Source organism: Buchnera aphidicola (Cinara kochiana kochiana) (assembly GCF_900698905.1).
Lineage (GTDB): Bacteria > Pseudomonadota > Gammaproteobacteria > Enterobacterales > Enterobacteriaceae > Buchnera_F > Buchnera_F aphidicola_W.
In genome coordinates, this window is the sequence record NZ_LR217707.1 from 83457 (window position 1) to 101570 (window position 18114).

Genomic DNA, 18114 nt, shown 5'->3' on the forward strand with positions numbered 1-18114 from the left:
TATAATAATATAATATTGATAGTATATTAAATACAATTAAATTTAAGTATATAAGTATAATATCAAAAATATATATTAGTATAATTTTTGAATTTTTTGTCATTAAATATGGATATAAAAACGCGCACTTTGCTGTTAAAGCATCTTAGAAAATATTTTTTAAATTTAAAAATTGAATTAAATTATTCTTCATTGTTTGAGTTGCTTATTTTTATTATGTTATCTGCAAAATCATCTGATATTCAAGTTGCTAAAGTTACTAAAAAATTATTTTTATATGTATCCAAGCCATCAGATGTATTGCGATTAGGTTATATAAAATTGAAAAATATTATTCAATCACTTGGATTGTTTAATAAAAAGTCTATATTTATTTTTAATACTTGCCAGATATTAACAGACTTATATAATGAAAAAATACCAATGAATAGGAGTCAATTACTTAAATTACCTGGTATTGGTAGAAAAACTGCTAATTTATTTTTAAATATTGCGTTAAAAAAAAATTTTATTGCAGTTGATACACATGTATTTAGGGTATCAAACCGTTCTGGTTTTGCGATAGGTTCTTCTGCATATCAGGTAGAAAAAAAATTATTACAAGTTGTTCCGGTTAAATTTCAATCTCGCATTCATACTTGGTTTGGATTACATGGACGTTATTTTTGTAAATCTATACACCCAAAATGTTCAATATGTATTATCAATACATGGTGTCAATATTTTAATAATATTATTAAATAAACTCAATAAATATAGATATATTAAAAAGTATAATTATTAAATGATATACAGTTATATAAAATATAATTTCAGTATAAATTTTTAAATTTAGGATATAATTCTAATATTTAATAGATTATATGTAATTATTTTGTTTTAATTAATTTATGATATTGATAGGTTATAAAATGATTAAAGAAATTAATGTTTTACATTTTCTAGAAAAAAGAGGTTTTTTTTATCAAATTTATAATAAGTTAAATTTATACGAATATATAAAAAATAAAAATATTTTTTTGTATTGTGGTTTTGATCCGACAGCAAGTAGTTTGCATGTCGGTCATTTATTACCGATTTTATGTTTAAAGCATTTTCAAAATTTTGGTCATACTCCTATTGTTTTGGTGGGAGGAGCAACTAGTTTAGTAGGAGATCCTAGTTTTAGGATACACGAGAGGCCACAAAATTCTTTAGATATTTTACAGCATAACCAAATTTGTTTAGAAAAACAACTATCATTTTTTTTTAATGATAGTAGCAATATTATAAATAAAGCAATTATAGTAAATAATTATTCTTGGTTTAAAGACGTTTCAATATTATATTTTTTAAAAAAAGTGGGAATACATTTTTCTATAAATAAGATGATCCATAAAGAATCAGTAAAAAAAAGATTAATAGAGCAAAAGAACGGTATGTCATTTACAGAATTTTCTTATAGCTTATTACAAGCTTATGATTTTTTAGTTTTATATAAAAAATATGGTGTTAAATTACAAATTGGCGGATCTGATCAAGGGGGTAATATTTTATCTGGTATTCGTTTAATTAGAAAGTTATATAAAGAAGAAGTATTTGGTATTACTAATCCATTATTAGTTATGCCAAATGGAGAAAAATTTGGAAAAACAGGAAATAATACAATATGGTTAGATTCTACAAGAACTAGTCCGTATAAATTTTATCAATTCTGGGTTAATATATCAGATAGTGATGTAAATAATTTTATTCAATTATTTACATCAATTAATATTCAATTGATAAATTTTAAATTTAATAGTGTTAATATTACAGATAATTATATAAATAAAAAAGTTTTTTTAGCGGAGTTTGTAACTAAATTTGTACACGGACAAAAAGCCTTAAATTCTGTTAAACGTATTGTATATTTTTTATTTGGCCGTGGTTCTATACAAGATATTAAAGAAGAAGATTTTACACAATTAATTCAAGACGGTATTCCATCAGCTATTTGTAGCGAATATATAGATTTATCAAACGCATTAGTAAAAACGGGTTTATCTTCTTCATTAAGACAAGCTCGTAACATGATAATTTCTGGAGCAATTCGCATTAACAGTAGGGTACAAACTAAAAAAGAATATTTTTTCAATAAATCAGATTTATTATATAATAAATATACATTATTATGTAGAGGTAAAAAAAATTATGTATTGATTTTTTGGAAAATATAAATGTATATATGGATATTTTAAGTGTATTAAGTTTCAATATTTTATATATTGAAACTTTCTCCACAACCACAAATAGCGGTATGTTTATTATTTATAAATGTAAAAGAAGCGTTTAATCCTATTTGAATAAAATCTATTGTAGTGGTGTATAATTGAGAAATTATTTTTTTTGGAATAATAAATTTAATAGATTCTACAATAAATATATAATCTGAATTTTTTATTTTTTTTTCTGTTTGTAATAAGTATTTATATCCAGCGCATCCTGATTTTTTTAATATTATTTTAATACCTTGATTATTTTTATCTTGCTTTAATAACAATAATATTTGCTGTGCTGCTTTTTTAGTAACTTGAATAGGAATAGATTGATTTATTTTTTTTATTGGTATTATATTCATAATTATATTGTATTGAATAAATATGTTAAATTGGAGATGAATTTTTTATTTTTTATAATAAATATTATCTCAATTATAAGATTTTTTTATAAAAATGTAAACGTGAATTATATTTATTGATAATAGATTATAAATAATTTTATTTTTAATATTTAATAAGATTATAATTAATTTTTAATAGTAAAATGATATATATTTTAATTATTAACGAATAAATAATTTTACTTAATATAAAATAAAAATTAATATTAATTAATATTAATTTAATTAAAAAGTGTAATGTTATATTTAAATAAAATTTATTTTTAAATATTTGAAAAATATATTTTACTTCAAATAAAAATGGTAGCAATATAAATATTAGTGATATAAATTTTAATATTAAAATTTTTTATCTTTATATATAGATAGTTTATCTATAATTTATTATGTAATATAAATTAATTTTATTAATTTTTTATTACATGATTTGAATATGGTATTATGTATTATATGTTAATAAATAATATTTTATTAATATTTTTTTTGATATATGTGTTATTAAATATAATTTATATCACGTAATATATATTATGTATATAATGTATTATTACAGAAAAATAAATTATTGATTATTTGGAATATAAATTTTTTTATTTAATTATATAGAGAATGAAATGAATAAAATTGATGGATTAGTTAATATACAGAATGATAGTTTACTAATAACTCCAAAAGAATTATTTAAACGTTATTCTATTACTTCTGACGTATATGATTTAATTGAAGTTACTCGTAATAATATAAAAAATATTCTATTAGGTCGTGATAAAAGATTATTAGTTATTATCGGACCATGTTCTATTCATGATCCTATTGCAGCTATAGAATATGCTACAAAAATAAAAATATTGCGTAATAAATATTCTGATTATTTAGAAATTATTATGCGAACATATTTTGAAAAACCTCGTACTGTTTTAGGGTGGACAGGTTTGATTTCGGATCCTTATTTGGACGGCAGTTTGAATGTAAATCGGGGTTTATCTACTGCGAGAAAATTATTATTACATATCAATAAACTAGGCGTCCCAACTGCAACAGAGTTTTTAGATTCTATTGTAAGTCAATTTATTTTTGATTTAATTAGTTGGGGCGCTATTGGAGCTCGTACTACAGAAAGTCAAGTTCATAGAGAATTAGCGTCTTATTTACCTTGTCCTATAGGATTTAAAAATGGAACAGATGGAAATATTTTAATTGCAATTGATGCTATTCGTGCCGCAAAAGCTAGTCATTTATTTTTAGCACCTAATAAATATGGACAGAGTAGTATTCATCATACTATTGGAAATAATTGTGCTCATATGATCATGCGAGGCGGTAAATTACCAAATTATCATAAATCAGATATTGATATTACAGTTCAAAAATTAAAAATGTTTGATTTACCAGAACATTTAATTATTGATTTTAGTCATGCTAATTCTTTTAAAAATTATAAACGTCAATTAGAAGTTGCAAATTCAATTTATAAACAAATTTATAATGGATCTACTGCTATTTCAGGAGTTATGATTGAAAGTTTCTTAGAAGAAGGATCACAAAGTGTGACTAATATTAATAATCTAGTTTTTGGTCAATCTATTACAGATTCTTGTTTAGGGTGGGAAGATAGTGTATCGATATTGAAGGAATTATCAAAAGTAGTTAAGATTCGATTTTAATTTCTTATATTTTTATAGTTATATTTTTTTTTAATATATTTTTAAGGATTGGATATGCCGATTATTGTGTCGTGCAATGGAGTTAATAAGATTTATGCAAATGCAGTTACTTTACAGGATATTTCTAAAGACATATTTCCTAAGCATAATTTAAATTTTATAGCTGGACTTATAAATAATCAGTTAGTTAGTTTAGATACATTAATTCATCATGATGCAGATATTGTAATGATTAATGAAAACGATAAAACATTTATACGGCAAGTTAGACGTTCTTGTATGCAATTATTAAATCGAGTGTTACAGTATATATGGCCAGATGCTAAAATAGCTGGTGGATCTATAACTGAATCTGGATTTTATTGTGATGTTGATATGTCGTATGTGTTAACAAAAAAAGATTTAGATAAAATTTCTAAAAAAATGTTAGATAAAATTTTTAGTTCATATAATATATATGTTAAAAGTATTATTGTTTCAGATTTTTTAGATTACTTAAATAAGAAAGGTGAAATTTATCAAATAAATATAATACAAAAACAATTTATTAATAAAAATATTATTGATGTTTGTTATCATGAAGATTATTGTGAATTTTATAATCATTCTCAGGTATCTAATATTAAATTTTGTCAATATTTTTTATTAAAAGATATATCAGGAGCATACTGGAATAACGATAAAAATAATAAAATGTTACAACGGATTCATGTTATAGCGTGGGTTTCAAAAAATCAGTTATTAGATTTTATTAATAAATCAAAAGAATTAGAAAAACGCGATCATCGTAAAATTGCAAAATTATTAAATTTATATCATATCCAAAAAGAGTCACCTGGAATGATATTTTGGCATAATAACGGATATATTATTGTTAGGCAATTAAAAAAATTTATTCGTACTTATTTAATTAAAAATAATTATTTAGAAGTTAATAGTCCGATTATTATTGATAAATCTTTATGGAAAAAAAGTGGTCATTGGAAATATTATCACTCATCTATTTTTGTTACTAAGTCAGAAAATAGAGAATATTGTATAAAACCTATGAATTGTCCTGCACATGTTTTAATTTTTAAAAATGGTTTAAAATCTTATAAGGATTTACCTATACGTATTGCTGAATTTGGTAGTTGTCATAGACAAGAATCATCTGGTGCATTACATGGATTAATGCGTGTACGCGGATTTATTCAAGATGATGCCCACATTTTTTGTAGAAAAAAACAAATTCAGTTAGAATTACACCACTGTATTAATTTATTATTTGATTTATATAAAACATTTGGTTTTAAAAAAATTACTATTAATTTCTCTACTCGTCCAAAAAATAGAATTGGTGATGATGAAATATGGAATCAAGCTGAAAAAGATTTAGAAACTGTTTTAAAGAAAAATAGTTTACCGTTTCAATATCAATTAGGTGAAGGAGCATTTTATGGCCCTAAAATTGAAATTTCTTTAGAAGATAATTTACAACGAATATGGCAATGTGGCACTATTCAATTAGATTTTTATTTAGCAAAGCAATTAGGTGCTTTTTATATCAATAAAAAAGGTATTAAAAAGTATCCTATTATTATTCATAGAGCATTATTAGGTTCGCTTGAAAGATTTATTGGTATTCTGATTGAAGAATATAATGGTAAATTACCGCTATGGTTATGTCCTATTCAAGTAGTCGTACTTAGTATTACTAATTTACATGTATTATTTGTACAACAAATAATACAAAAACTATTAACGTATAATATTAGAGCTATTTCCGATATTACCGATAATAGTTTGAAATTTAAAATTCATTCTTATATTAAACAAAAAATTCCATATATTTTAGTATGTGGTGATAAAGAAATTAAATGTAATTATATTACAGTAAGAAATCGATTTAACAATAAACAATATCAGCAAAGTATAGATATTTTTATTCAAAATATAATACATAATATTAAAAATTATAATATAGAAGATGTCAATATGGAGGATTAGAGTATTAAAGTCGGAAAAAAAAATCAATTATCTCGTTCTTATCGTGTTAATCAAGAGATTCATTCTATTGAAGTACGATTAATGGGTTTAAAGGGCGAGCAACTCGGTATTGTTAGTATAGATAAAGCATTAGAACAAGCAGAAATATATGGTTTTGATTTAGTAGAAATTAGTCCTAATTCTAAACCTCCGGTATGTCGTATTATGAATTATGGTAAATTTCTATATGAAAAAAATAAAGCTCTTAAAAAACAGAAAAAAAAACAAAAGATTGTACAAATTAAAGAAATAAAATTTCGACCAAATACAGATGAAGGAGATTATCAAGTTAAATTAAGAAATTTAATACGATTTTTAAAAGATGGTAATAAAGTAAAAATTACTTTACGATTTAGAGGTCGAGAAATGGCACACCAAAGTATTGGAATTAATATGTTAAATCGATTAAAAGATGATTTGTCTACTTTAACTTGTGTTGAATATTTTCCTAAACGAATTGAAGGGCGACAAATGATTATGATGTTATCTCCAAAAAAATAAAATTTAATTGTAATTCAATAATGTAAATAATATTTCTTTAAATATACATATATCTATTCTGGAATATTTATGCCTAAAATTAAAACTTTGCGTAGTGCCGCAAAAAGATTTAAAAAAACTGCTTCCGGTCATTTTAAGCGTAAACAAGCTAATTTACGCCATATATTAACCAAAAAAAATACAAATTATAAACGTCATCTTCGTAAAAAAATTATTCTTTCTATGTCGGATCAACATAAAGTGTCTATTTTTCTTCCTTATTTTTGATGTTACTAAAATAATTTATATATTAAAATAATTTATAGGAGATTTTTAATGGCACGTGTTAAAAGAGGTGTTACAGCACACGCTCGTCATAAAAAAATAATTAAGTTAGCAAAAGGATATCGAGGAGCGAGATCTAGAGTATATCGTGTTGCTAATCAAGCTGTTATCAAGGCAGGACAATACGCTTATAGGGATAGACGTAATAAAAAAAGAAATTTTCGAAAATTATGGATTATTAGAATCAATGCTGCAGTTCAAAGCTATAATCTATCATATAGTCAATTTATGCATGGTTTAAAAATTTTGTCAATTAATATTAATCGTAAAATGTTAGCAGAAACAGCAGTTTATGATAAAAGTGCGTTTAATATGTTAATAGAACGTTCTAAAAATGCTGTAATTACTTGATATATTAAAAATTTTTATAAATTTTATCAAAGGGAGAATCCATAATCTCCCTATGTATATTAAAGATTTTTATATTATATATAATTTTATAAAGTAAATATATTGGTGTATATGTGAAATTAAAAAAAGAAATATATGAGTCTATAAAAAAAACTTTTATATCTGCTATAGATGAAATTAAGGAAATAGATGACAGTACGTCACTGAATAATTTTAAATCAAAATATCTAGGAAAAAATAGTATTTTATATTTTTATTTCCGTAAATTAACTACACTGAATATTTCTGAACGTGTACAATGTAGTACTATTTTAAATAATTTTAAAAAAAAAATTAATAACAAAATTAATAATAAAAAAATAAAATTAAAAGATAATAAATTAATTAATCAAAGAAATCAGTATTTTGTAGATTATACGTTACCGGGTAGAAAAATTGAACGCGGCAGTTTGCATCCTATTACTATGATTATTGAAGAAATTAAAGAAATTTTTAGTTATTTAGGCTTTGAAACGTATTACGGTCCTGAATTAGAGAGTGTATATTATAATTTTGATGCTTTGAATATACCTTATAATCATCCTGCTAGAAATATTAGTGATACTTTTTGGTTTAATTCAAAATATGTATTACGAACTCAAACTTCTGGTATGCAAATTAGAATTTTAGAAAAAAATCCTGGTCCTATTAAAGCAATTATTCCCGGAAAAGTGTATCGTAGAGATTATGATCAAACACATACTCCTATGTTTCATCAAATTGAAGGTTTGATAGTAGATACATCCGTTTCTTTTGCAAATTTAAAATGGATTTTAGAAAATTTTATTGTTCAAATTTTAAAAAAAAATACAAAAATACGGTTTCGTAGTTCGTATTTTCCTTTTACTTGTCCGTCTGCTGAAATGGATATTCAGGATAAATACGGTAACTGGTTAGAGATATTAGGATGTGGTATGGTACATCCAAATGTTTTGCAGAATTGCAATATCAATTGTAATATTTATTCAGCTTGTGCATTTGGTATTGGTGTAGAAAGAATAGCTATGTTAAAATACTCGGTATCTGATATTCGTCGTTTTTTTGAAAATGATATACGATTTTTAAAACAATTTGTTTAATAGCGAGAAATAGTAATGAAGTTTGGAGAAGAATGGTTACGCCAGTGGGTTAATCCGCCTATTTCAAGTAAACAGCTGTGTGAACAATTAACAAATTTTGGTTGTGAAGCGGAATGTATTAAAGAAAATCCGTTATATTTACAAAATGTAGTTATTGGTGAGATTGTTTCTAAAAAACCATTTAATATAATTAAAAAATTATTTATTTATACGATTTGTATACAAAACAATCAAAAAATTTTTATTGTATTTATGGATAAAGAGTATTTATTAATAGGTACTAAAATACCGATTATATTGACGAATAATTCTTTAAAAAAAAAATCTTGTATATTAACAGAAAATTTTTCTAAAACAAATAAAAATAATGAATTTGGTTCTTATCATTCCTTAGGAATCGATAAGAATAATCATGATATTGTTGTTTTAGAATGTAATGCTATAATTGGGTTAAGCTTTAATAATTATAGACATATAAACAAATATTTAATGAAATTTTTTATTCCATTTAATAGAGTAGATTTACGCTCTATTTGGGGTTTATCTCGAGAAATTGCATTATTAAACAATTTACCATTACCTCAAATTAAGCATAAAAGTTTTTTACATTTAAAAAATTTTATTAAAGGTAATGTGAGTATTGATATTCAAAATGATTATATTCAATATATTTTTTGTGAATTATATGCTATAGATTTAAAATCGGTTTTACCATTTTATATGCAAGAACGATTAATAAAATCTGATATGTTTACGAATAATATTATAAAAAATATCATTAATTATGTTTTTATTGAGACCGGGCATTGGTTTCATGTATTTGATCTAGATTTATTAAGTAAAAAATTATATATATCTAGTTTAAATAAAGAAGAATTAATTATAGATAAAAATAATAAAAATTTTTTATTACCGAAAGGTACAATTATTCTATATGATTCTAAAAAAATTTTATCTTTTGAAGATATGGTATATTCTAAATATTATAAAGTTAATAATTTTACAAAAAATTTATTTTTAGGATCTATTTGCTTTAATTCTGATTTTATACAAAATCGATCTTTACCGTTACCTACTATTAAGCAAAATATGGATTATATGAAATATAATATATATCCTGTTTTACAAAAAAATATTCTTAAATATATACAAACATTAATTAAAAAAATATGCGGCGGAAACTTTTCTATATATAAAATATATAAAATGAACACGAATATATTTATTCCTATTGTTTTATTATTAAAAATTGAACAATTAAACAAAATTACTGGAATTAAATTTTTTAAAAAAGATATCATTATTATTTTAAAGGATTGTCATTTTTCATATTTTGAAAAGAAAAATATTTTATATGTTACACCGCCATATTGGCGTTCTGATATTAGAATTGTTGAAGATTTAATCAGCGAAATAATTCGAATATATGGATATAATAAAATTATCGCTAAATCACCTCGCGAATATATAAATAAATTTTTAATTAAAAAAGGCAAAATATCATTATCACGAATTAAATTATTTCTTTCTGATCACGGATATTTTGAAATTATTTCATATAGCTTTGTCAATTCTGCTATACAAGAATGTTTTAAATTGAAAGATAAGAGTTTAAAAATAAAAAATCCTATTTCGAATGATATGTCTGAAATGAGATTATCGTTATGGATTGGTTTATTAAGCTGTGTTTCATATAATCAAAAACGACAACAGGAATCTATTCGTCTTTTTGAAACTGGATTATGTTTTGTTTCACCTAAAGATCGTTATACTCCAGTTATTCAAGATGAATATTTATCTGGTGCTATTAGCGGATTTATTGGACGTCGTGAGTGGTATTTAAAAAATAGAAAATTAGATTTTTATGATTTAAAAGGTGATCTTGAATCTATTTTAAATATTTGTGGAAAGCTAAAGGATGTAGAATTTATTTCAAAAAAATATGTTGGTTTATGTTCAAAACAAAGTGTAGGAATTTATTTATATGATCAGTTGATTGGTCGAATTGGAGTGTTAGATTCTTCTTTTCATGAAATTTTTGATTTAAAGGATTCTGTAATTTTATTTGAAATTATGTGGAAAAAAATCTGTAATCGATCAGATACTAATATTAAAAATATATCTTTATTACCAAATAGTAAAAGAGATATTTCTATTATTGTGCCAGACACTATTTTGAGTAAAGATATTTTAAATTTATGTATCAATAATATTAGTATAAAAAATACCGACATACATATATATGATGTATATACTGGAAATAATATTCCTATTAGAAAAAAGAGTGTATCTATTTGTTTTGTTTTTAATGATGCAGTTAGAACTTTAAAAGAATCTGATATTACTTTGAATATATTGCAATGTATTAATGCATTAAAAGATAAATTTGGAGCAACTTTAAGAGATTAAATTATGGTATTAACTAAAGCAGAAATTTCGGATTATTTATTTAAAAAGTTAAAATTAAGTAAACAGGATGTAAAAAATTTAGTAGATATTTTTTTTGAAGAGGTTCGCAAATCTTTAGAAATAGGAGAAGAAGTTAAATTATCTGGATTTGGTAATTTTTACTTAAGAAATAAAAAACAAAGACCTGGTAGAAACCCAAAAACTGGAGAGTGTGTTGCAATTACTGCTCGTAGAGTAGTAGTATTTAAATCAGGTCAAAAATTAAAACATCGTATAGAATCTTTAAAAAATATTCATTTTAAAAAAAATATTATTACATAATTTATGCATTATATTAATAATAATGTATATGATTTTTATAAAAAATTGTATGAAATAATAAATGTTTTATTATATATTTTTTTTTGAATGATTATCTTTATTATTAAATACTAATTATACTGTATTTTCATGAAATAATGTTATGTAAGTTTAGATAAAATTTTTATTTTATAATTTTAAATAATATTTTATATTTATAAAAATAAATTTTATGTTAACTACATTTTTAATATCGTATATGTATTACTAATACAGTATAATATTTTAGTAATTTTTATAGTAATTATTATATAGAATATATGTTTATATATAAATATATAAATTAATTTGTATATTATAAGTGAGAAAAATCAGTGATGCATAAAAATATTTTTTTTATTTTTTTTAATATAAATATACGATGTGAGCGTATTTTTATTTTGGGATCATTTATAAAAGATTTTTGAAAAAATATTTCTATTGGTTTACATAATTGATTTATATTTATTAATAAATTCAAATAATTTATTTTTTTTGTTTTATTTATTTCTTTTGTAATTGCTTTAATCTGTTTAATTAATTTATTTTCATGTAATAAAAAATTTTTTTGACAGTATAAGTAATCTGTATTAATTTTTATTAATTTTAATTTTTTTATAGTTTTAGAAATAATATTATTAATTCTTTTATATATTACAGTAATAATATTTAAATTATGGGTTTTTTGAAAACTCGTGAGTGCATCTATACGTTTATTAATATCAAGAATATTTGTTAATTGTAGAGATAAAACAGATTGTATAATTCTTTTGTTATATTTTTTTGAATATAGTGAGATATATTTTGAAAATATAAAATTTAAAATTAATTGTATTATTTTTTCTTTTTTAATATGTTTATATAAATTTTTTGATTTTTGAATTGTTTTATATAAATTAATATTTATTTTTTTTTCAATTATAATTCGAATGATTCCAATACTTGCTCGGCGTAAAGCGAATGGATCTTTATGATTAGTTGGTTGTTTATCAATACTAAAAATTCCTACAATTGTATCTATTTTATCCGCAATACTTAATACGCATGATATTTTTTGTGTTGGTAAACTTGATTGTGAAAAATTAGGCAAATAATGTTCTTTAATAGCCAAAGATACTTGTTTATTTTCTTGATTATTTAATGCGTAATACATGCCGATTATTCCTTGAAGGGCTGTACATTCTGTTATAATATTAGTTGTTAAATCACATTTAGATAAAATAGCTGATTTTTTGATTAATTGTGTATCTGTATTTATTTTTTTTGCAATATATTGGCTTAATTTTTTTATCCTTAAAGTTTTATCGTACATAGATCCAAGATTTTTTTGAAAAGATATATTTTTTAACAAATATAATCTATCAGAAAATTTTATTTTTTGATCTTTGCTTATAAAAAAATTGATATTACTTAGTTTTGCGCGTAATACTTGTTCATTTTCACGAATAATTTTTTTTTCATTAATAGAATTAACATTACTGATAAAAATAAATTTGTTTGTTATTGTGTTCTTTTCTTTATTATATAATGGAAAATATTTTTGATTATTTTCAATAGTATTAATTAATATTTCTGGGGGTATTTTTAAATATTTTTTTTTGAATTGACCTAAATATGCTATTGGCCATTCTACAGATGCTGTAGTTTCTTCTAATAGCTTTTTATTAATATTAATTGATTTATTTATTTGTTTTGATAGATAATTTAATTGAATAAGTATATTTTTTTTTCGTTCTTTATAATTAATTATTATGTATTTTTTTATAAATAAATCAGTAGTGTATTGATCTGCATGTGTAAAAATTATTTCTTCAGGAGCCATCAGAAAGTGCCCGTGAGAAATATTTTTGTAAGTAATACCCGGTATATCTAAGGAAATAATTTTATGATTTAATAAACTCATTATGTTTAGTATGGGACGGGAAAATCTTATGGAATTAGTATTCCATATCATAGATTTTTTAAATGGTATTTTTTTTATTATTTTTGATAAAATATATGCTAAAATTTTGTGTAACGAAGGAGTTTTTTGTTTTTTTGTATAATTAAGATATTTTTTTTTATTAATTTGTATTTTTTCTGTATTTTCAATAGATATATTATGTGATTGTAACCATAATCTTGTTAATGGGGTGATATTACCGTTATTACTAAAAGCTTGTTCTATTAGAGGGCCTATTTTTCTAATATATTTATTTGTTTGAATGTATAACAAAGAAAGAATTTTTAAAGCTATTTTTTTAGAAGTATAATATAAATTTATAGATTTATATTGAATATCATAATAATTTAATTCTTTTTTTACGGATGAATAGAAAAATTCTGCTATATTTTTAAGTTCTCTGCTTGGTAGATCTTCTGTTTGTATTTCTGTGATAAAATTTTTTTGTTTCATTTTTTACTCTTTATTTTTGATTAAGGATATATTGTTTAGCAATTTTTTTAATTTTTTTTCGTATAGTTAATATATAGTCTGTTCGATCAGTAGTTGATAAAACTTTTTTGCAATCTAATAAATTAAAATAATGAATAGCATAAAGCATATGTTCATATGCAGGAATAGGGATTGGATTAATGAGTTTAATTAATCGTGTTGCTTCTTGTATATGTAATTTAAATAATTGTAATATACATTGAGTACTCGATAATTCAAAATTATAAGATGAATTTTCTTTTTCGTGATCTAAAAATATATCAGAATATTTAATTTTTTTTGTAGCATGTATGTCCCATACTATATCAAAAATATTATTTATATTTTGTATATGCATTGCAATTCTTTCTAGCCCATAGGTTATTTCAACAGTTGGTTCATTACAATTAATTCCGCCCATTTGTTGAAAGTATGTAATTTGTGTTATTTCCATTCCATTTAACCATACCTCCCATCCTAATCCAGATGCTCCTAATGTAGGATTTTCCCAGTTATCTTCTATAAATCTAATATCATTATTTTTTATATCAATTCCAATATTTTTTAAAGAAGACAAATATTTTTTTTGAACATTACTGGGAGTGGGTTTGATAATTACTTGAAATTGATAGTAATGCTGTAATCGATTAGGATGATCGGTATAACGTCCGTCAGATGGACGTCTGGATGGCTGTAAGTAAGCAACAGAAGCAGTTTTTTTATTTAAGATATTAAAAAAAGTATGATGGTGAAATGTCCCAGCTCCTATAGAGATATCTAATGGTTGTAAAATAGTACATTTTTTTTGATGCCAAAAATTTTTTAATTGTTGAATTATTTCATGGAATGTATAAATATATATAGACATGATTTTATTTCATTTATTTGTAATATTTTGAAATTATTCAATATATTAGTGTTATTTAAAGTAAATGTATATGTTATATGTTATTTCTATAAATTTTTTAGTATAGTATTACTTACTTTGTAAGTAGAAAAAATCTGTAATAGATCTTGTTTTTTTATTAGTACATTTTATAAAAATAATAATATTGATATTAGCATTATTATTACAGATAAACTAGTATATCTATATTAGATTTATTTTAAATATCATAAAAATGTTGTTTTTAATAGGAATAATAAAATTTAATGAAATATATAGGCGCACATGTTAGTGCTCAAGGTGGATTAGATAAATCTGTATTACGAGCACATCAATTAAATGCAACGGCTTTTTCGTTATTTTTAAACAATCCGTTGCGATGGAATCATCCTCCTTTAACAAAAAATATAATTAATGATTTTCGTAAAAATTGTAAAATATATTGTTATTCCCCTCTACAAATTTTACCACATAGTAGTTTTTTAATAAATTTAGGTCATCCTAATCAAGAAATGAATAAAAAATCATGTTATGCTTTTATTCATGAAATTAATTGTTGTTATAAATTAGGTTTAACAATGATTAATATTCATCCTGGTAGTTATTTATATAAAATTACAGAAAAGAAATGTTTAGAAATTATTTCTAATTCTATAAATTTTGTATTAAGTAAAACACGCAAAATAGTAATTGTATTAGAAAATACTGCCGGTCAAGGAAGTAATTTGGGATATTGTTTTGAGCATTTTGCATTTATTATTAATAAAATTGAAGATAAATCTAGAATTGGTATATGTTTAGATATTTGTCATCTATTTGCGTCAGGATATCAATTAAATGATTTTTCTGCTTTTCAAGAGACGTTTAAAAAATTTAATGCTGTAATAGGATTACAGTATTTATGTGGAATTCATATAAATGATTCTAAAGGAAGGTGTAATAGTCGATTAGATCGTCATCATAATTTAGGTTACGGAAAAATAAAAAAACATGTTTTTTCTCAGATTGTTCAAATTACTGAATTTCAAAATATTCCAATTATTTTAGAAACTAAAGATACAAAAATGTGGAAAAACGAAATATTCTGGTTAAAACAGCAATCATTATTATGTCAAAGAAGTATTTTTAAGCAATAAAATATTATTTGTAGTATATTACAATATATATTGTATAACTAATAAATTTAGTATAATTATTTTAAATAAAATAATTAATAAGTTTTTTAATTTTTGAAACAATAGAATTTTTATTATTTTTAGCAAGGATATTATATATGATAACATTAAATGCCATTTATCGTGATAAAAAAGGTACTAGTAATAGTCGTTATGTACGTAAAGTGCATCATAAAATGCCAGGTATAATATATGGTAAAAAATTTTTAAAACAAGAATTATTAATTTTATTAGAACACGATATAGTATTTAATTTACAAAAAAATAGTAATTTTTTTTCTAAAACATTGTCTATTATTTTAGATAAAAAAAAGTTTTTGGTTATTCTGAAAGATATTCAGTATCATGCATTTAAATCTATTTTACTTCATATAGATTTTTTATGCGTTAATAATATTATATGAAATAATAATTTTTTTATTTTTATGTATTTATAACAATATTTTTATTGATCTGTTTTAATAATTAATAATATATTAAATATTGTTATCGGCACGTATTTTAAAACAAATTCAATTATAAAAAATTGTTATTTTAAAAATCTTTCGTGCCGACTATTTTATATTGTATTAATATAATAAATATATATTAATATTATAATTAATATAATATTTAATATTATATATAATATGTTACGTAAAATAGATAATATAAATGTATTTATTATTTTAAATAAATATTTTTATGTATATTAATTAAATAAATTGAAATTATTTTTATTGTAGTTATTTGATTTTTATAAGTATTAAAATTAATAATATATATTTTATTTTAAAATAAATTATTAATAATTAAATATTTTTAATAACATAATTAAATATTTTTGATAGAATTAATATAGATATTGTGATTTTATTATTGCGCTTATTTAATAAAATTACAAATTTTTTATATACTATTTAGTTCATATTACTAATATAACAGTATTATACTGTATTGGAGAATTATTAATTAATAATTTTTATTATTAATTTTTTAGAAAATATTATAATATATACAAATTTTATCATTATTTATATATATAAAAGAGATTAAAAGAAATTTTTTTTTAAAAATATACGTGTATTTATGTTAATAGTGAATTATTTAATTTTAATGAAATAATTTTTATTTATATAAGTAGTGTAAATATTTATAGGATATATTAATGAATGGATTGATATATAAAAAGCATATTCCAGTAAAAAGATTTGGACAAAATTTTTTAAAAAATAAAATTATTATCAATAAAATATTACAACAAATGTATTTAAAAAATATTGATAATTTTATTGAAATTGGGCCAGGTTTAGGAGCATTAACATTCCCGATTTGTAATGTAGTTAATAAAATTACAGTATTAGAAATAGATGAAAATATTGTATTTTTTTTATTACAGAGTAAGTATAATAAAAAAATGCAAATTATTTTAACTGATGTTATGAAATTTGATTTTCAATATTTTTTTTCTTTACATGAAAATATTTTGTATCGATTAGTAGGGAATTTACCATATAGTATTTCTACCTGTTTATTAATAAATTTAATTCAATATAATTCGTATATTTTGGATATGAATTTTATGTTTCAAAAAGAAGTAGCGTGTAGATTGTTAGCAATACCTGGTAGTAAAGAATATGGTAAAATAAGTATTCTTGCACAGTATTTTTATAAAATTATTCCTATTTGCGATATTGATAAATGTAATTTTTTTCCAAGTCCTAAAATAGATTCTGTTTTTTTACGATTTATTCCATATCGTATACATAATCAAAAGCAAATAAATCGTTATTTTTTTGCATTAGAATTAATTACTCGTATAGCATTTCAGCATAGACGTAAATTTTTAAATAAAAATATATCTAAATTATTTTCTCAACAGACATTATTAAAATGTGATATTCATCCGTTTTCTCGGGCAGAAGATGTTTCTGTATACCAGTATTATTTACTTGCAAAAAATTTTTTAAAATTATATTTTTAATACAAATAATTTAATATATACTTGATATTTTATATATATAATTTTTTGTATATGTAATATTTTATTAGTTTATTTATAAAATAGTTTATTGAAAATAAATATTTATAATAAAATATTGGTCTCAAATAAACATGATATATACATATATATAATTTTAATTGATTAAATAATATATATCATATTTATTTAATTAATATATTTTTTAAAAGTAAAATAGATTTTTGTAAAATAAATATACATATAAATGTATATTTATTAGTAATATGTTGTTATAGAGTAACTCTTGTGTTTGGTTATAGGTT

16 protein-coding genes are annotated in these 18114 nt (G+C 21.6%); 13 read left to right on the forward strand and 3 right to left on the reverse strand.

All coding sequences use genetic code 11. The features are described 5' to 3' along the window. Positions 1–108 precede the first annotated feature (108 nt). Positions 109–744, forward strand: coding sequence for an endonuclease III domain-containing protein (locus BUCIKOCA2762_RS00395; RefSeq protein WP_154028343.1), 636 nt, complete (start codon positions 109–111; stop codon positions 742–744). Between the two features lie 167 nt (positions 745–911). Continuing rightward, positions 912–2198, forward strand: coding sequence for a tyrosine--tRNA ligase (tyrS, locus tag BUCIKOCA2762_RS00400; RefSeq protein ID WP_154028345.1), 1287 nt, complete (start codon positions 912–914; stop codon positions 2196–2198). A gap of 41 nt (positions 2199–2239) precedes the next feature. Here tyrS and BUCIKOCA2762_RS00405 read toward each other — a convergent pair whose 3' ends face one another. Next, positions 2240–2599 carry a HesB/IscA family protein gene (locus BUCIKOCA2762_RS00405; protein ID WP_154028347.1) on the reverse strand — a complete coding sequence of 120 codons (360 nt, stop codon included), beginning with the start codon at positions 2597–2599 and terminating at the stop codon, positions 2240–2242. A gap of 656 nt (positions 2600–3255) precedes the next feature. Here BUCIKOCA2762_RS00405 and BUCIKOCA2762_RS00410 point away from each other — a divergent pair. The 8 genes from BUCIKOCA2762_RS00410 to BUCIKOCA2762_RS00445 all read left to right on the forward strand — a co-directional run bounded on the left by BUCIKOCA2762_RS00410 (position 3256) and on the right by BUCIKOCA2762_RS00445 (position 11357). Further along, complete coding sequence (locus BUCIKOCA2762_RS00410; RefSeq protein ID WP_154028349.1) at positions 3256–4305, forward strand: 3-deoxy-7-phosphoheptulonate synthase; 1050 nt, start codon at positions 3256–3258, stop codon at positions 4303–4305. Between the two features lie 54 nt (positions 4306–4359). Beyond that, complete coding sequence (gene thrS, locus BUCIKOCA2762_RS00415) at positions 4360–6294, forward strand: threonine--tRNA ligase (protein WP_172598348.1); 1935 nt, start codon at positions 4360–4362, stop codon at positions 6292–6294. Positions 6295–6297: 3 nt separating this feature from the next. Continuing rightward, positions 6298–6834, forward strand: a complete 537-nt coding sequence (gene infC, locus BUCIKOCA2762_RS00420; RefSeq protein ID WP_154028351.1) for a translation initiation factor IF-3 — start codon at positions 6298–6300, stop codon at positions 6832–6834. Between the two features lie 69 nt (positions 6835–6903). Beyond that, a complete protein-coding gene (gene rpmI, locus BUCIKOCA2762_RS00425) occupies positions 6904–7101 on the forward strand; it encodes a 50S ribosomal protein L35 (protein ID WP_154028353.1) in 198 nt (65 codons plus the stop codon). Positions 7102–7149: 48 nt separating this feature from the next. After that, entirely contained in the window at positions 7150–7509 is a 360-nt protein-coding gene (gene rplT / locus BUCIKOCA2762_RS00430; protein ID WP_154028355.1) for a 50S ribosomal protein L20, read from the forward strand. A 143-nt stretch (positions 7510–7652) separates the two neighbouring features. After that, positions 7653–8627, forward strand: coding sequence for a phenylalanine--tRNA ligase subunit alpha (gene pheS / locus BUCIKOCA2762_RS00435; protein WP_420022478.1), 975 nt, complete (start codon positions 7653–7655; stop codon positions 8625–8627). 15 nt (positions 8628–8642) lie between these two features. After that, the gene (pheT, locus tag BUCIKOCA2762_RS00440) at positions 8643–11036 is read left to right on the forward strand and encodes a phenylalanine--tRNA ligase subunit beta (RefSeq protein ID WP_154028359.1); all 2394 of its coding nucleotides are present in this window, start codon (positions 8643–8645) and stop codon (positions 11034–11036) included. 3 nt (positions 11037–11039) lie between these two features. Beyond that, positions 11040–11357, forward strand: a complete 318-nt coding sequence (locus BUCIKOCA2762_RS00445; RefSeq protein ID WP_154028361.1) for an integration host factor subunit alpha — start codon at positions 11040–11042, stop codon at positions 11355–11357. 334 nt (positions 11358–11691) lie between these two features. Here BUCIKOCA2762_RS00445 and glyS read toward each other — a convergent pair whose 3' ends face one another. Further along, on the reverse strand, positions 11692–13770 hold the full coding sequence (glyS, locus tag BUCIKOCA2762_RS00450) for a glycine--tRNA ligase subunit beta (protein WP_154028363.1): 2079 nt from the start codon (positions 13768–13770) through the stop codon (positions 11692–11694). Positions 13771–13780: 10 nt separating this feature from the next. Then, positions 13781–14656 carry a glycine--tRNA ligase subunit alpha gene (locus tag BUCIKOCA2762_RS00455; RefSeq protein WP_154028365.1) on the reverse strand — a complete coding sequence of 292 codons (876 nt, stop codon included), beginning with the start codon at positions 14654–14656 and terminating at the stop codon, positions 13781–13783. 284 nt (positions 14657–14940) lie between these two features. Between BUCIKOCA2762_RS00455 and nfo the strand changes: the two genes are divergently transcribed. The 3 genes from nfo to rsmA all read left to right on the forward strand — a co-directional run bounded on the left by nfo (position 14941) and on the right by rsmA (position 17812). Further along, complete coding sequence (gene nfo / locus BUCIKOCA2762_RS00460; protein WP_154028367.1) at positions 14941–15810, forward strand: deoxyribonuclease IV; 870 nt, start codon at positions 14941–14943, stop codon at positions 15808–15810. 137 nt (positions 15811–15947) lie between these two features. After that, the gene (gene rplY / locus BUCIKOCA2762_RS00465; RefSeq protein WP_154028369.1) at positions 15948–16253 is read left to right on the forward strand and encodes a 50S ribosomal protein L25; all 306 of its coding nucleotides are present in this window, start codon (positions 15948–15950) and stop codon (positions 16251–16253) included. Positions 16254–16996: 743 nt separating this feature from the next. Continuing rightward, positions 16997–17812 (forward strand): 16S rRNA (adenine(1518)-N(6)/adenine(1519)-N(6))-dimethyltransferase RsmA, encoded by an 816-nt coding sequence (rsmA, locus tag BUCIKOCA2762_RS00470; protein WP_154028371.1) that lies wholly within the window; start codon positions 16997–16999, stop codon positions 17810–17812. The last annotated feature ends 302 nt before the right edge of the window (positions 17813–18114 follow it).

Bases quoted from the DNA above. Each gene is read 5' to 3' on its own strand.
- rsmA (WP_154028371.1), top strand. From the start codon at position 16,997: ATGAATGGATTGATATATAAAAAGCATATTCCAGTAAAAAGATTTGGA.
- rpmI (WP_154028353.1), top strand. From the start codon at position 6,904: ATGCCTAAAATTAAAACTTTGCGTAGTGCCGCAAAAAGATTTAAAAAA.
- rplT (WP_154028355.1), top strand. From the start codon at position 7,150: ATGGCACGTGTTAAAAGAGGTGTTACAGCACACGCTCGTCATAAAAAA.
- tyrS (WP_154028345.1), top strand. From the start codon at position 912: ATGATTAAAGAAATTAATGTTTTACATTTTCTAGAAAAAAGAGGTTTT.
- BUCIKOCA2762_RS00405 (WP_154028347.1), bottom strand. From the start codon at position 2,599: ATGAATATAATACCAATAAAAAAAATAAATCAATCTATTCCTATTCAA.
- glyS (WP_154028363.1), bottom strand. From the start codon at position 13,770: ATGAAACAAAAAAATTTTATCACAGAAATACAAACAGAAGATCTACCA.
- rplY (WP_154028369.1), top strand. From the start codon at position 15,948: ATGATAACATTAAATGCCATTTATCGTGATAAAAAAGGTACTAGTAAT.
- BUCIKOCA2762_RS00445 (WP_154028361.1), top strand. From the start codon at position 11,040: ATGGTATTAACTAAAGCAGAAATTTCGGATTATTTATTTAAAAAGTTA.
- nfo (WP_154028367.1), top strand. From the start codon at position 14,941: ATGAAATATATAGGCGCACATGTTAGTGCTCAAGGTGGATTAGATAAA.
- BUCIKOCA2762_RS00395 (WP_154028343.1), top strand. From the start codon at position 109: ATGGATATAAAAACGCGCACTTTGCTGTTAAAGCATCTTAGAAAATAT.
- pheT (WP_154028359.1), top strand. From the start codon at position 8,643: ATGAAGTTTGGAGAAGAATGGTTACGCCAGTGGGTTAATCCGCCTATT.
- thrS (WP_172598348.1), top strand. From the start codon at position 4,360: ATGCCGATTATTGTGTCGTGCAATGGAGTTAATAAGATTTATGCAAAT.
- BUCIKOCA2762_RS00455 (WP_154028365.1), bottom strand. From the start codon at position 14,656: ATGTCTATATATATTTATACATTCCATGAAATAATTCAACAATTAAAA.
- BUCIKOCA2762_RS00410 (WP_154028349.1), top strand. From the start codon at position 3,256: ATGAATAAAATTGATGGATTAGTTAATATACAGAATGATAGTTTACTA.